The organism is Hoeflea sp. AS60, assembly GCF_038900115.1.
Classification (GTDB): Bacteria; Pseudomonadota; Alphaproteobacteria; order Rhizobiales; family Rhizobiaceae; genus Hoeflea.
This window is the reverse complement of the sequence record NZ_JBBMQP010000006.1, coordinates 57557-71565: the sequence shown is the minus strand read 5'-3', so window position 1 is coordinate 71565 and position 14009 is coordinate 57557. Positions and strand designations below refer to the sequence as shown.

Sequence of the window (14009 nt, the reverse complement as noted above, 5' to 3'; positions counted from 1 at the left end):
GTCGCATGATCATGCAACTTCAATTCACGCAACTGCAGAGAAAACGAAAGATCACAGGTACGAAATGAAACGACGTGATTTCCTGACTTCCGCCACCGCAGCCTTTGCTGTTGCAGGTGGCGGATTGGCATGGCCGGCCCGTGTCTTCGCTGCGGAAACTCCGCAGCGACTGCAAATGCCCCCGCTGATCGACACTCGCGCCAGCGGCAAGCTAGCCATGACCGCGCAGGCGGGAAGCAGCAGTTTTCTAGGGGGGCCTTCAGTGCCGACTGCTGGCTACAGTCAGGGCTATCTTGGCCCGACTGTGATCATGCAGAACGGTCAGCTGGCTGCCGAAATCGGCAACACTCTGGGCGAGCCGGTCAGTGTACACTGGCATGGAATGAAGATTGCTGGCGACCACGACGGAGGTCCACATCAACCAGTGCTTCCAGGGGAGTTCTGGAAGCCGGAAATGCAGGTGAACCAGGACCCTGCTACCATCTGGTATCATTCCCATATTCACGAACGCACGGCGCAACAGGTTTACAACGGCCTGGCTGGTGTCATTCACGTCACCGACGGCAAGGACGATGATCGTGGCCTGCCCTCGGCCTATGGCATCGATGACTTGACGCTCGTACTGCAGGACCGCAGCTTCGACCGCGCGGGCCGTATGGTCTATGAACCGTCGATGATGGACCGGATGCACGGGTTTCACGGCAACCGCATGCTCATCAACGGTCAATCGGGGGCAGTCGCGGCGGTTCCCAGCGGGGTCGTGCGGCTCCGCCTGCTCAACGGGTCAAACGCGCGCATCTACAATTTGTTTCTCAGCGACGGTCGCCCCATGCATTTGGTGGCAACCGATGGCGGTTTCCTGCCTCAGCCCCTAGCGCTAGAAGTGCTCCAATTGGCACCGGGAGAGCGGGCTGAAATCCTCGTGGATTTCTCGGTGGCAGACGCGCCGGTCCTGATGAGCGACCCCGTCCAGTCCTATGGAGTGCTCGAATTTGCCGTGGATGAAACGCTGCCGGCACGCATCACAAGCCTTCCGGATAAGATTGGCAGTCAACTTGAAGACCTGACCGGGTTGGACACCAGGACCCGTCAGATTTCGCTGGACATGGGAATGGGCATGATGATGGGCGGTGGCGGCTTTGCCATCAATGGCAAGTCCTTCGATATGGATCGTATCGATTTCAATGTGGTGCTTGGCTCAGTGGAACGCTGGATTATCCGCAGTTCGATGGTCGCCCACCCTTTCCATGTTCATGGCGTCCAGTTCCGTGTTCTCAGTGAGGATGGATCGCCGCCGCGTCCCGAAAATTCGGGATGGAAGGATACGGTGCTTGTGCCCGGTGAGACCGAAATTCTCGCTCGGTTCGAACATCCGGCCAGCAAGGAAATGCCGTTCATGTTCCACTGCCACATTCTGGAACACGAGGATGCAGGAATGATGGCCCAGTTCACTGTCAGTTGAGCTCTCTACCCCGGCTTCGTGAGGAGTAAATGTTTGTAGCTGATGCTGCGTATTACGACCTCGGCAGACATTTTCGACCATGCTAGGCTTGTCCCATGTCCAAGACCAAATCACATCTATGGCCTGGTGTGCCCCTCGCACTCGGGTCAGCTGTCCTGTTCGGTGCCTCCGCGCCTTTATCCAAGCTGTTAATCGGCTCGATTGACCCGTGGCTTCTCGCAGGCATCCTATATTTGGGTGCCGGCGCAGGGTTGGCCGTGGTGCATTGGGGACGGCCACTAATCGGTCTGCCCACTGTCGAAGCGCGCTTGCGGAAGTCCGATTTGCCTTGGCTGGCCGCGGTCACTGTCTTTGGCGGGATGCTGGGACCTCTGCTGCTGCTTTTTGGACTGTCCCATACGTCGGCCGCTTCCGGTTCGCTGCTGCTCAATCTCGAAGGGCTGGCGACTATGGCGATCGCCTGGATCGTCTTTCATGAAAATGTCGACAAGCGTCTGATGTTTGGCGCAATGGCGATCCTTGCCGGAGCCCTGGTCTTGTCTTGGGACGGGCAGGCTTTTCGTCTTGATTACGGAGGCTTGCTGATCGTCGCCGCTTGCCTATGTTGGGGCATCGACAACAACCTGACGCGCAAGCTTTCCTCAGCTGACCCGGTGCAGATCGCGATGATAAAAGGCGTGGTAGCGGGATGCGTGAATGTCGCCCTTGCGATGTCGCTTGGAGCATCCCTGCCGAGTTTCGGGCTTGTAGGTGCGGGAGCGATTGTAGGGTTCCTTGGTGTTGGCGTAAGCCTTGTGATGTTCATGCTTGGGCTGCGTCATTTGGGTGCTGCGCGGACAGGAGCATATTTCTCCCTGGCTCCATTCATCGGAGCTGTGTTGGCGCTGGTGCTTTTCCCGGAGGGAGTGACTTTCCAACTCGTCCTTGCAGGTATTCTCATGGGCGTCGGCCTTTGGCTACATCTGGCCGAGCGGCATGACCACGAACACTTTCACGAGGGTGTGGAACATGACCATGCCCACAGCCATGATGCACATCATCGGCACGGCCATGAAAATTTGACACCACAGGTGCATTCCCATTGGCATCGACATGAGCCAATGCGGCATAAACACCCGCACTATCCCGATCTACACCATCGCCACGCTCACAAGCTGTCCAAGTCCGACTAGTGCGACGTAGTCTTGCTGCCGAGTCCTATCTGTCTGGAGCTCGTCCGCAGCTTTTCAATAGCCCTGTCGGGTTGTTGAAGCGGCCAGTCTCTGTGCGAAGCTTGAACCGCTGCAAGTTTTCGAGGCATTTTCCTCGATGAGCCTGACCGCTATGGTAACGCCAGTCGACTATTTCATCAGCACTGCGAGTTGAATGATTGCCGTTGCAAGCATCAGGCCCATCACGTGCTTTTTCAGGACATCCGCGTAGTGGGTGTTATGCTAATGCCCATAGTTCGCACTATGATACGCTATGAACGCAGGCCCGGTTGTCGCAGGCGATTTCTGTTTTTTACGGCAGAAAATTGATAAGGTGAAATCATGACAGACGACTCCGAGAGTTCTGATCCTACGATGCCGGTCGTTGCCATTGCCAAGGGCCGCGCCAGCGTGACCGTCCCCACGAGTAATGGTCCAGTCGTCATCAGCCGAATTCAGGATACGGAGCACGAAATCTCCGGGTATTGGGCCCAGACCTCTCGCCCTTGCCCGAAATCTTGCATCCAGCCGATCCGGCCAGTTGAAGGCATCGTGCCGATCGCAGAACTCGAACTGCTCGATATGCTATGCGATCCCCGCGCTGTCGTCGTGGACAGCCGAACCTCGGACTGGTTTGAGGGCGGGTCGATTCCCGGAGCGATCAATATTCCCTTTCCCGAGATCACGGACAGGCTGGACGAGCTTGGCTGCTCGCGCACCGCCGATGGCTGGGACTTTGACACCGTCGGAAATGTAGCGCTGTTCTGCAACGGTCCGTGGTGCGGTCAGTCGCCGACTGCGATCCGAGCCATGGTCGCCACCGGGTTTCCTGCCAGTCGAATTCATTATTACCGCGACGGGATGCAGGGCTGGCATCTTCTTGGCATGACCACCACAGCTGAAGCATGAATTCCAGCCCCGCCGCCTCGTCGACGCATCCGGAAGACACGACAGAACGAAATGGCGTTGAAGCGGTTGCGGAACCACGAGCCAATCACCGCGCGACAGGAGATTACGAATATGGGTAGCGGCACCACCAGATCGCCGGATCGGCCCATGAAGCAGGCGGTCGATGCGACCTGAGATGCGCCTTCGCATCGGTATCCTTGCAGCGATGGCCCTCCTCGGGTTCGCCGCGCTCGGAGTCTGGTGGTTTGCGCCCTCGGTCTTGGTTGAAGCCCAGCGTCTTCTAGACCGCGACACTCTTGAGGCACTGGTGGCGCGAGCGGGCATCTGGGGTCCATTCCTTATCATCGGCCTCATGATTGTTGCGTTGGTCGCCAGTCCAATTCCCAGCGCGCCGATAGCCTTGGCCGCAGGTGCGGCTTACGGGCATCTCTGGGGCACCGTTCAGGTCGTGCTCGGTGCGGAGATCGGTGCGCTGATAGCCTTCGGTCTTGCACGGACAGTTGGGCGAGATGCACTTCAGCACCTGTTCGGCGACAAGGTAAATGCTGGACTGCTCGGGTCGCAGAACGCCCTGACGGGGACAGTATTTGCCAGCCGTCTGTTGCCGTTCGTGTCCTTCGACATGATCAGCTATGCGGCGGGCCTCAGTTGCCTGCATGCCTGGCGTTTCGCATTGGCGACACTGGCCGGAATCGTGCCAGCGAGCTGCCTCCTTGCCCATGTTGGCGGAGAAGCCGCGAGCGGAGATATGGGCCGCGCAACTTGGGCAGTTCTCGGCATTGGACTAGTTACAGGACTGCCTATGCTCTGGGTGGCTGCTCGACGGCGAACCGCAAAGGAAACCTGATGGCGGAAGACTACAAGAAAAACAGCATCACCCTTCCGGGCGCAGTTGCCATGGGTACAGGGGTAATGATCGGAGCGGGCATCTTCGCCCTGACCGGACAGATTGCTGAACTCGCAGGACCACTCTTTCCGCTCTCGTTCGTCGTCGGCGCGATTGTGACCGCGTTCAGTGCCTACACCTACATTAAGATGTCGAACGCCTTTCCGTCCGCGGGCGGCATCGGGATGATCCTCACGAAAGCTTACGGACCGACGACGGTCGCGGCAGGCGCAGCACTCCTGATGACGCTGTCGATGGTCATCAGCGAAAGTCTCGTAGCGCGCACCTTCGGAACCTACACGCTGCAGGCTTTTGGTGGCGATCCCAACAGTATTCTCGTCCCGGTTCTCGGCGTCGGGCTGATCATCTTCGCCTATCTCGTAAACGTCTCGGGAAGCCGTTATGTCGGACTTCTGTCTATCGTCATGGCGGTGCTCAAGGTCGGCGGCATTACGCTGTTCGGCGCGGCCGGCCTCTGGGCCAGTGGCATCACCTTCGAGGCGACGGCCGGGGATGCTGGCGCAGGTGGTTTCGTGGCATCCGTCGCACTGTCGATTCTTGCATTCAAGGGCTTTACCACAATCACGAACAGCGGCGCAGAAATCACAAACCCGCACCGCAACGTGGGCCGGGCCATCATCCTGTCCATCGCAATATGTGTGGCTGTCTATTTGCTTGTGGCATTCGCCGTGGGCTCCAGTCTGCCGCTGGAACGCATCGTGGCAGCGAAGGACTATGCCCTCGCGGAAGCGGCTAAACCGGCGCTTGGACCGACCGGCTTCTACTTGACGGTGGCGCTTGCGCTTGTGGCCACAGCTTCGGGCCTGATCGCGAGCGTTTTCGCGGTATCGCGGATGCTGGCAATGTTGACCGAGATGAAGATGATCCCGCACAACCATTTCGGAATGCCTGGCACGATCAGGGACCACACGCTGGTCTACACTGTCGTGATCGCGGGCTTCCTGACGGTGTTCTTTGATCTCAGCCGTATCGCCTCGCTTGGCGCTTTCTTCTACCTCGTGATGGACATCATCATTCACTGGGGCGTCTACAGAAATCTTCGCCACGAAATCGGTGCGCAGGGCTGGATGCTGTTGACGGCAATCGCGCTCGACGTGGTGGTGCTAGCTACCTTCGCCGCGATCAAGTGGCAGTCCGATCCGCTGATTGTCGGTCTCGGCATGGTCGGTATGGCGTTGGTGTTTCTGTTCGAGCGGATTTTTCTCACCCGACATCCCGTCAGTGCGGGCGATCACCATAACCATTGACCAAGGCTCGAGCTTCCCCCGTGAGTGAATGCTCCAGGCTACGACTAATCAAATGATGGAACCACAATCAAGAAGTTACGCTGGGCCTACTCAGATCTGATGTGCGCCCATCCAGGTCGCTCGAACAGGAAGTGCCCGAAACCGGTCAAGCCGATAGCAAAATAGAGTATGATCGGAGTCGTCAGGGCTACAACAAAGACCGCAAGGCTGAGTGGCCCAGTTTGCGTGATCAGCCCGGTATTAATAGCTATCTCGCGAAAGATCGACATGGGAATGGTGAAAGCAAGATAGATGACAAGCGAATGCGCGCCGATCCATCGCAACCAGCCAGTATACGGCCGATCCATCAAGACCACACTGAAGGCACAAAGCGCCACCGCGCCCGCAACACCAAGCAGTAAATGCAGCGGTGGAAATGCAGCAAATCCCATATGAGTTTCGCCCGGCAGCAGTTCGAAACTCGGCAGAAACACCAAAAGTCCGTTGACGACGAACCAGGCAACAAGCGCCGCAATTCCTTTCCCCCGGTTTTCGGCTACCCAGCCCGCCACCCGGAAAATCTGAGGAGCGAACGCATAACCAATGTAGAAAAATACGAAATAGGCGGCAAATTGCGTCACAATGTAACTTGAAGCATTGATCGAAGCGATCTGCAAACCCACCGCAACGCCAATCACAAACCAGTGCGGAATCCGGAATTGCCACAGCAGCTTTGCGGCTATGGCAAACAAGCCGAGCATGTAGACAAACCACAAAACGCCGTAGGGCTGGACAATGGCGCGGGCAAGATCCGCCAACATGGCAATCGGATCGCGAGCGAAAATGCCCACCTTCAAGGCGATCATGATGAATGCCCACAAAAAATAGAAATACATGTAATGTACAAAGCGGCGATCAGCGTATCGCTGCCAGGGACGAGCAATCACGGTCGAAAGAAACAGGCCGGAAATGAGGAAAAATTCCGGCATGCGGAAGGGGGTCGCGAACGCGATTACGTAATGAAGGAAACCGACGCTGCCGGTATGTGTACCGGTGTTGTAGGCCGCATACATCATCACGACCAAGATCATCGACATGCCCTTTGCCAGGTCCACCCAAGCCGAACGCTTCAAATTGGTCATTTTGGCTCCAGAAAATAGCGCGTAATCATCTTATCATCGCCACTGCGGAATTTGTCCGGCCATGTGCTCTTGATGTAGGAAAGCACTGCGATGATTTCTGCATCGGTGAGCACTCCTTCATAGACCGGCATTGCCGAAGTGTAGTTCTTCAGATTTGCTGCGGCTACAATTCCATACTTTGTGATCTCGAAGAAAATTTGATCCGTGTGATGCCAAGTATGGCCGGTCTCGTCATGGGGCGGCGCTGGCATCAGACCGTCCGGTCCCGGCGAACGCCAATCCTCGACTTGCCCTTCCAATTCAACGCCATGGCAGGACGCGCAACTATCGGCATAAAGGGTTTTGCCCAACGCCAAAACCCGCCGGTCATCTGGCTTTAGGAGACCAGCCCGCAGCTCATCCTGTTGCACCGTCACTGCAGTCGCGGCGATTGCGAACCCCGCGAGTGCGGCAAAGACCATGACATACAAGGTTTTTTCCTCTCATGGCCGTGTCAAGCCACGATCAGCCGGGCGCACAAAGGCACGCAGTTGTAAAGGTCAATAATATCCTGATTCCTCAGCCGGACGCAGTCGCTCGAGACCGCCTTGCCGATCGTCCAGTATTCGGGCGAGCCATGGATACGGTAGAGTGTGTCTACACCGTTTTGGAAGATGTAGAGCGCGCGCGCGCCCAAAGGATTATCGAGCCCGGGCGGCATGCCGCCATTGTCCGCGCTCCATTGCTCCAGTTCTGGCTTCCACTCGATCATCTCTGCTGGCTGCGTCCATTTTGGCCATGCTTGTTTCTATTCTATGCGGCCTTCGCCCGACCATTCAAAGGCTTGCTGGCCAAGGCGAACCCCATAGCGCATGGCCTTGCCAACTTCCTAGACAAGATCTTTCTCAAACATATCCAGAATTTGCAACGGAGCCCTCGTTTATGGTAGTCTATTGCGGTTTTTGAAACGCAAGCGGGGTGCCGCAAACGTATCCTCCGGACTGCTACTGGTCTTGGCCGTCGCACTCTTGATCGACGCTTGGCGGCGCTATGCTGGTGTCTCCGAACCGCTCGGAGCGCGTCTGATTGTGATGTCGCTGGTCGCCGCCGCCGTCTATCTCGCCTGCGTCTGGCTGCTCGGGCGGCTGAAGGAGCCAGACGTGAGCATTGAGGAAACAAACACATTCGGCCTCAACGATTTCGCATCGTACGGCGGTATTTTGATCGCTGGAGGTCTCGATTGGTGGCTGGGTAGCAACTGGCCCGGCCTCGTTGTCGGGGTCGCGGCGTGGGGAGGCATTGGCATCGTGCGGTACGCGCACGAGGAACACCATGAAGCGGTGCATGGAGATGAGGCGTGACCGTTGCCTGGATTTATACGCTGATCCCGGCAACGGTCGCGATCCTGGGGGCCGTCATCGCGGTCAATGTTCGGCTTGGCCCCACGCTGGTCAGCGCAATCCAGCACTTTGCAGCTGGCGTCGTCTTTGCGGCGGCAGCGGGTGAAATCATGCCGGATGTAGCCCATAGCGGATCGCCAGTCGCGACGATTGTCGGAGGCTTTGCCGGGATCGGCGTGATGTTGGCGGTCCGTCAGCTGGAAAGGGTTATGAAGGGTCCGGCTGGGCTGCTCACACTCGTTGGCGTCGATATCCTGATTGACGGTCTTGTGCTTGGGATTGCCTTTGCCGCCGGGGCAAACGCAGGCCTGCTGCTTACCATCGCACTCAGTGTCGAGGTCCTGTTTCTGGGACTGGCCGTTACCACCGAGCTTTCAGAAACGGTTAGGTCCCGGACGCGGATCGTTCTAACCATTTCAGCCGTCGTTGTCCTGCTGCCCATTGGTGCTTTCATCGCGACACCGATCGCCAGCCTTCCGGCGCATTACATCACCGGTTTTCTGAGCTTCGGCCTGATCGCGCTGCTCTACCTCGTGACCGAAGAATTGCTGGTTGAGGCGCATCAGACGCCCGACCGCCCATGGGTCGCGGCGATGTTCTTTGTCGGTTTCTTGCTGCTCCTCTCCCTCGAAGAGTTGATGTGGTGAACCAAATCGTAGAAAAAAGGACACTGCATGACGCATGATCATACCCATATGGAGCCGAAGGAAGGCGACCGGAGGGTCGCAATAGCCATCTGGGCAAACGGCCTTCTGACGGTCGCGCAGATTGTCGGGGGGATACTCTCGGGCAGCCTCGCGCTAATCGCCGACGCGATCCACAATTTCTCCGACATGGCATCGCTCATCATCGCATTCGGCGCACGTAAGATCGCACGCCGCCCGCCTGATGCAAAGATGACCTTCGGATATGGCAGGGTCGAGATCGTGGCCGCGCTGATCAACTATACCTCACTAATCATCATCGGTCTTTATCTGGTCTACGAAGGCGCGATGCGGTTCGTTGATCCTCCTGAAATCGCGGGCTGGACGGTGCTCATTCTGGGTGGTGTGGCGCTGTTCATCGATACCCTCACCGCGTGGCTGACCTATTCGATGCAGAAGGGTAACGTGAACATTCGAGCGCTGTTCCTCCACAATCTCAGCGATGCGCTTGCATCGGTGGCGGTTATCGTGGGTGGCGTTCTCATCCTTCTCTACGATATCCGCTGGGTCGATCCTGCGATCACCATCGGGATTGCCGCCTATATCCTCTGGCTCGCTTGCACCGAGATCGGTGGCCCGATCCGCACCCTGATGCTGGGCAGTCCACCAGATATTGACACGGACAACGTGATCGCAGCCGTGGAGGACGTGGACGGTGTCGAGGAAGTGCATCATGCACATTTCTGGCAGATGCAGGAACATCGCGCGGCGCTCGATACCCATGTGGTGATCGCCGAGGACCGCTGGCTTGACCTCGAAAGCATCAAGACGGCAATCAAGTCCCGCCTCGACGATGAATTCGGGATCGACCATTCTACGCTGGAATTTGAACGCTCAGCAGCCAAACATCAGGACGCGGACAGGTATGGTCATGGGTGATCTCAATTCCGTCGTTATCGTGCTGGGTTGTGCGGCCAATCTCCTGCTAGTCACGGGGATACTCTGGTCAATCTTCCAACCGGAGCGACGTGTCTGGCCGCCGATTCAATCTACTGCAGCCCATAAGACCGTCGGCTGGGGACTTACGTGCGTCGGCTTCGGGGCTGCCATCGCTCTGGCCCTGCTCGAATGGGGTGCACTCGATTTTCCATGGACCATACGCTGGGGTCTTGGGCTTTGTCTGATTGTTCTGGGCAATGGCGTCGTCTGGTCCGGTGTAATGCAACTTGGAATCGCGGCGACAAGTGGTGATGAAGGCGTTCTACGGACCGGTGGCCTCTACCGGTTCTCCCGCAATCCTCAGTATGTGGCTGACATGGCGATCCTTATAGGGATCGGACTGCTTTCCGCCTCGATCCTCGCATGGCCGGTGATCTTCACTGGCGTCGCGGCGTTGATCCTCGCGACCTTCGCCGAAGAGCGCTGGTTGATTGATCGCTACGGGGACGCTTACCGGGCCTACCTCCGAACAACCCGCAGATTTCTTTGAAACCCTGACCGATTTCAAACTCGCGGGTTTGTGAGTAGTAACATGTTGCAGCTATAGTGGGTGGAGTTCTTAGTGTCTGTCCAAGAATGCCAGCACCCAACTTTCGACCGCGGAATCGCGCGTGGTGGCGCAACGGCGCAAGCGTGGGTCCATCCTTCTGATGTTTGTGTTGTGTTGATTCACTGCAACGATGTTTGTCGTAAGCTATTCTCATCTGCAGTTAGAAGCCCCAGCAGGTGCTCCCGTTTCGCGGACGATCACCGACAAGTGATTGGCGTGACCCCAGCGGTACATCCATGATTTTAGGATCGAAAACACTGGGATTTTTTTGACGTGCTGGTACGCATCGGCCTTTTCATTGTTATCACCTCCACCGCCTATTCGGTCCTTGCAATCTTGTTTGGCGTCTATTGTCTAATCGGAGGCCACAACATCATGGAAGCGTTGTACGGAGAATTTACGACTTACCTGCTGGCTTTTGTTGTAGGTACTGGTGGTGTATGGGTGTTGGCCGACAGTCAACAACTCAACCCGAAACGAGACTGACCCACGTGTTGGGATCATGCTGCGATTGGCGCTTCAGGAAGTAGAGTTCAGCGTCTTTCCAAAGCAAAACCCGCGATTCGACATTGTCCAGAACGAAATCCCCCCGATCGGTGATAACGGTGAGAACTGCATGTCCGCCTCCGTTTGCATCCCGCCCAACCGTCATTGATAGTGCCCCCAGAGGTATGCCCCGCTGATTTAAGCGCTCACGCTTCTCAAGTGCATAATCCTCGCAATCACCAACATTCTTGGGATACTCCCAACGCTCTTCAACCCCGAAAATCTCGTTATCGGTCAGAGGTGCAACGGATATATTGACATCATCGTTGGTTCGTATGATGTCATTCCAAAGTTCGCGCGTCAGTTCGACGATCTGACCACCTGCCGGGCGACCACAGCGTTCGGCGTAACGCTGGCAATAGTCGTAGTAACCGATCGGAATCGTCGTTCTACCGAACGTCTCCATTTTCTCGGCGCTAGTGGGCTGCGTCGGATTGAGATGGAGTGCATTGGCACCGGCGGCGGTGCAGGACAACGCGAGCGCGAGCGCGGCGGCGATTGACTTTCCCATGTTGAACCTTTCCCCAAAGTTGCTGGAAAGACGCTACGGGAAACAGATCAAAACTGTGAAAAATCAGAAGCTTGCATTTAATTCAAATGTAGTTTGGATGCAACAGAAGTATCACACGATTTATAAAGCATTTGATGGTCACATCTGATTCCAGAAACCACGTCGTGACAACCTGATTATCAAAGATATGCCGATCGCATCCCAGCTTGTGCCGTATTCCATGCCAGGTGATCCCGTTGGCATTCCAGGAAAAGCAAGGCCGATGATATCAGGAGCTAGATATCTGCGGGTGGTAAATACCCGCATTACATCGCGCCGGGCGAGCCAATGTGAGACACGGCTTCGTTGAGTCCTTCAATGGCCGGATGCGCGAAGAACTCTTGAACGAGCACCTAATAGACAGCTTGGGCCATGCACGCGGTCTGGTGGCGGAATGGCGCGACGATTTTAACCATCACGGTTATCCCCCCATTCAAGCCTCGCTGGTCGGACACTGCGGAAATATGCTAACCGGTCAAAGGAAGACCAAAACCTGAACAGGACAAATTTATAGACGCGGACTCTATGGGGAGCATGTCATCGGCCACGACGCGTGATCACAGAGCTCATTTGTTAGCTATCCTACCTCCCGGGTCAGCAATTAAAACTCTGGCTTCTGAAAGGTCACTATCGACCAGCGCATCGAAACCTTTGATGTCGGAAATCTCGCCACCCGTTATCTCCGCACGGGCAAGCCGTCCATGAGTGTTAGCAATGAGATGGATTTTGGTCGTGAAGCAACCTTTTGAGCATCCAAAACCTTCCTTCTGAGTCCCCATTTTGCGCCGTCTGCCAGTAAGCATCCGGTGAGCGCCGCAGGTTAGGCCGCTTGAGCTTTCAGCTCCTTTGGCATCCAATTCCATGGAAGCAATTGTTCCAGCTTGCTGATCGGGGTGTCCGCGATGTTGGCGAGGACGTCGGCAAGCCAAGCCTGCGGATCAATGTCGTTGAGCTTGGCGGTCATGATCAAGGTTGCCATGAACGCGGCCCGATCCGCACCGCGGTCGGAGCCTGCAAACAGCCACGACTTCCTGCCCAACGCGAAGCCTCGCAGGGCTCGCTCGGCAGCATTGTTGGTCAGGCAAATGCGGCCATCATCGAGGAAGGTTGTGAAGCCGGACCAGCGCTTGAGCATGTAGTCCATCGCTTCGGCAACCGGGGAACTGCGTGACAGCTTTGTCCGCTCGGCCCGCATCCAGGCTTCGAGTTCGTCGACGAAAGGGCGGCTTTCCAGCTGACGCCGCTCCAGACGTTCATCGACAGACATTCCATTGATACCGCGCTCGATATCGAACAGGGCGTCGATCCGCTTCACGGCCTCAAGCGCAATCGGCGAGATCGGCACGGCGTTCTTTCCACGTTTGGTGCTCTTTGCAATGTCGGCGAGAACAAAGAACTTGCGGCGTGCATGTGCCCAGCACAGCGCTTGCGACAGGGGACCTGGATTCCGGTCCACCTTGAACAGCGGATTGTAGCCGCCATAGGCATCCGCCTGCAGAATCCCGGTGAAGGTCTTCAGGTGGTGCTCTGGGGGCTCCTGCCGACGGTCTCGCGACGCATAGTAAAGGGCTGCGGGCGGTGATTGCCCGCCGAACGGCCGATCATCCCTGACATAGGTCCAAATGCGACCTGTATCGGTCTTGCCCTTCGCCAGGATCGGCACGGTGGTGTCATCCCCATGCAGACGCTCTGCGGCAAGCACATGCGCCGCGATCAACGAATGGATCGGCTTCAGGGCCGCGGCACAAGCGCCGACCTGGTCCGCCAGCGTCGAGAGGCTGAGGTGAATCCCTTCGTGGGCATAGCGTTCGCTCTGTCGGTTCAGTGGCTGATGCTGGCCAAACTTCTCAAACAGGATCATGGCGAGCAGGTTTGGGCCGGCAAAGCCGCGCGGCGTCACATGGAAGGGTGCGGGGGCTTGCGTGACCATCTCACACTCGCGGCAGGAGAACTTCTCCCGCACAATCTGGATCACCTTCCACTGACGCGGGATGACTTCCAGCGTCTCGGTAATGTCCTCGCCGAGCTTCGACAGCCTGGCTGAGCCGCAGCACGGGCAGCTTGAGGGAGCGGCAATGACGACCCGCTCCCGCGGGAGATGTTCAGGGAAGGGTTTGCGCGACGGACGCTTGCGCTCGAATGCCAGGACTGTCGAAGCCTTGGCGGCAATCTCCGCCGCAAGCTCGTCTTCGCCCGCGTCGGCCTCCAACTCCTCAAGCTGCTATTCCATCTGTTCGAGAAGGCGGGCCTTGCGCTCGGAGCGGCTGCCGTAAAGCTCACGGCGAACCTTCTCGGTCTCCAGCTTCAGCCGAGCAATCAGCGCCTCGGAGTGCGACACGAGCGCCTTTGCGCTGGCGGCTTCCGCCTTGGCGGTCGCTGCATCTGCCTCGGCCGTGATGCGCCGGGCACGCTCATTAGCCAGAGTAGCAAGTGCGCTGGCAAGGTCGTCAGGAAGCTGTTCTGCCGCATCGTTCATGACAGGATGGAATCATATTCGTCCACGCC

The 14009-nt window shown here is 57.2% G+C and carries 15 protein-coding genes and 3 pseudogenes; 11 read left to right on the top strand and 7 right to left on the bottom strand.

All coding sequences use genetic code 11. The features are described 5' to 3' along the window. The first annotated feature begins 22 nt into the window (after positions 1 to 22). The 5 genes from WNZ14_RS22315 to WNZ14_RS22295 all read left to right on the top strand — a co-directional run bounded on the left by WNZ14_RS22315 (position 23) and on the right by WNZ14_RS22295 (position 5715). The gene (locus tag WNZ14_RS22315; RefSeq protein ID WP_342870933.1) at positions 23 to 1462 is read left to right on the top strand and encodes a multicopper oxidase domain-containing protein; all 1440 of its coding nucleotides are present in this window, start codon (positions 23 to 25) and stop codon (positions 1460 to 1462) included. Positions 1463 to 1557: 95 nt separating this feature from the next. Continuing rightward, positions 1558 to 2634 (top strand): DMT family transporter, encoded by a 1077-nt coding sequence (locus WNZ14_RS22310; RefSeq protein ID WP_342870894.1) that lies wholly within the window; start codon positions 1558 to 1560, stop codon positions 2632 to 2634. A 360-nt stretch (positions 2635 to 2994) separates the two neighbouring features. Continuing rightward, the gene (locus tag WNZ14_RS22305) at positions 2995 to 3561 is read left to right on the top strand and encodes a rhodanese-like domain-containing protein (protein ID WP_269391806.1); all 567 of its coding nucleotides are present in this window, start codon (positions 2995 to 2997) and stop codon (positions 3559 to 3561) included. A 175-nt stretch (positions 3562 to 3736) separates the two neighbouring features. Continuing rightward, a complete protein-coding gene (locus tag WNZ14_RS22300) occupies positions 3737 to 4408 on the top strand; it encodes a VTT domain-containing protein (protein ID WP_342870893.1) in 672 nt (223 codons plus the stop codon). Then, the gene (locus WNZ14_RS22295; RefSeq protein ID WP_342870892.1) at positions 4408 to 5715 is read left to right on the top strand and encodes an APC family permease; all 1308 of its coding nucleotides are present in this window, start codon (positions 4408 to 4410) and stop codon (positions 5713 to 5715) included. Before WNZ14_RS22300 ends, WNZ14_RS22295 begins: the two co-directional genes overlap by 1 nt. An 86-nt stretch (positions 5716 to 5801) precedes the next feature. On the opposite strand, the gene WNZ14_RS22290 is transcribed toward WNZ14_RS22295, so the two are convergent. The 3 genes and pseudogenes from WNZ14_RS22290 to WNZ14_RS22280 all read right to left on the bottom strand — a co-directional run. Continuing rightward, positions 5802 to 6836: an acyltransferase family protein gene (locus tag WNZ14_RS22290; protein ID WP_342870891.1), complete on the bottom strand. Its 1035-nt coding sequence runs from the start codon at positions 6834 to 6836 to the stop codon at positions 5802 to 5804. Further along, positions 6833 to 7297 (bottom strand): cytochrome c, encoded by a 465-nt coding sequence (locus WNZ14_RS22285; protein ID WP_342870932.1) that lies wholly within the window; start codon positions 7295 to 7297, stop codon positions 6833 to 6835. The genes WNZ14_RS22290 and WNZ14_RS22285 overlap by 4 nt, the downstream gene beginning before the upstream one ends. A 32-nt stretch (positions 7298 to 7329) precedes the next feature. Next, positions 7330 to 7704, bottom strand: a pseudogene (locus WNZ14_RS22280) (L,D-transpeptidase); the annotation flags it as partial. 124 nt (positions 7705 to 7828) lie between these two features. Between WNZ14_RS22280 and WNZ14_RS22275 the strand changes: the two are divergent. The 5 genes from WNZ14_RS22275 to WNZ14_RS22255 all read left to right on the top strand — a co-directional run bounded on the left by WNZ14_RS22275 (position 7829) and on the right by WNZ14_RS22255 (position 10894). Next, entirely contained in the window at positions 7829 to 8176 is a 348-nt protein-coding gene (locus WNZ14_RS22275; protein ID WP_342870890.1) for a hypothetical protein, read from the top strand. Continuing rightward, entirely contained in the window at positions 8173 to 8862 is a 690-nt protein-coding gene (locus WNZ14_RS22270; protein WP_342870889.1) for a transporter, read from the top strand. Before WNZ14_RS22275 ends, WNZ14_RS22270 begins: the two co-directional genes overlap by 4 nt. A gap of 27 nt (positions 8863 to 8889) precedes the next feature. Then, entirely contained in the window at positions 8890 to 9798 is a 909-nt protein-coding gene (locus WNZ14_RS22265; protein WP_342870888.1) for a cation diffusion facilitator family transporter, read from the top strand. Further along, the gene (locus WNZ14_RS22260; protein WP_342870887.1) at positions 9791 to 10348 is read left to right on the top strand and encodes an isoprenylcysteine carboxylmethyltransferase family protein; all 558 of its coding nucleotides are present in this window, start codon (positions 9791 to 9793) and stop codon (positions 10346 to 10348) included. The genes WNZ14_RS22265 and WNZ14_RS22260 overlap by 8 nt, the downstream gene beginning before the upstream one ends. Before the next feature lie 333 nt (positions 10349 to 10681). Next, entirely contained in the window at positions 10682 to 10894 is a 213-nt protein-coding gene (locus WNZ14_RS22255; protein WP_342870886.1) for a hypothetical protein, read from the top strand. Here WNZ14_RS22255 and WNZ14_RS22250 read toward each other — a convergent pair. Next, entirely contained in the window at positions 10875 to 11465 is a 591-nt protein-coding gene (locus WNZ14_RS22250; RefSeq protein WP_342870885.1) for a transglutaminase-like cysteine peptidase, read from the bottom strand. The genes WNZ14_RS22255 and WNZ14_RS22250 overlap by 20 nt on opposite strands. A 138-nt stretch (positions 11466 to 11603) precedes the next feature. Beyond that, positions 11604 to 11771, bottom strand: a complete 168-nt coding sequence (locus tag WNZ14_RS22245) for a DUF411 domain-containing protein (protein ID WP_342870931.1) — start codon at positions 11769 to 11771, stop codon at positions 11604 to 11606. Here WNZ14_RS22245 and WNZ14_RS22240 point away from each other — a divergent pair. Continuing rightward, positions 11769 to 12018: pseudogene (locus WNZ14_RS22240) on the top strand (transposase); the annotation flags it as partial. The gene WNZ14_RS22245 and the pseudogene WNZ14_RS22240 overlap by 3 nt on opposite strands. A gap of 52 nt (positions 12019 to 12070) precedes the next feature. On the opposite strand, the gene WNZ14_RS22235 reads toward WNZ14_RS22240, so the two are convergent. Then, positions 12071 to 12367 (bottom strand): transposase, encoded by a 297-nt coding sequence (locus WNZ14_RS22235; protein WP_342870884.1) that lies wholly within the window; start codon positions 12365 to 12367, stop codon positions 12071 to 12073. Further along, positions 12325 to 13980: pseudogene (locus tag WNZ14_RS22230) on the bottom strand (IS66 family transposase). Before WNZ14_RS22230 ends, WNZ14_RS22235 begins: the two are co-directional and overlap by 43 nt. Between the last annotated feature and the right edge of the window lie 29 nt (positions 13981 to 14009).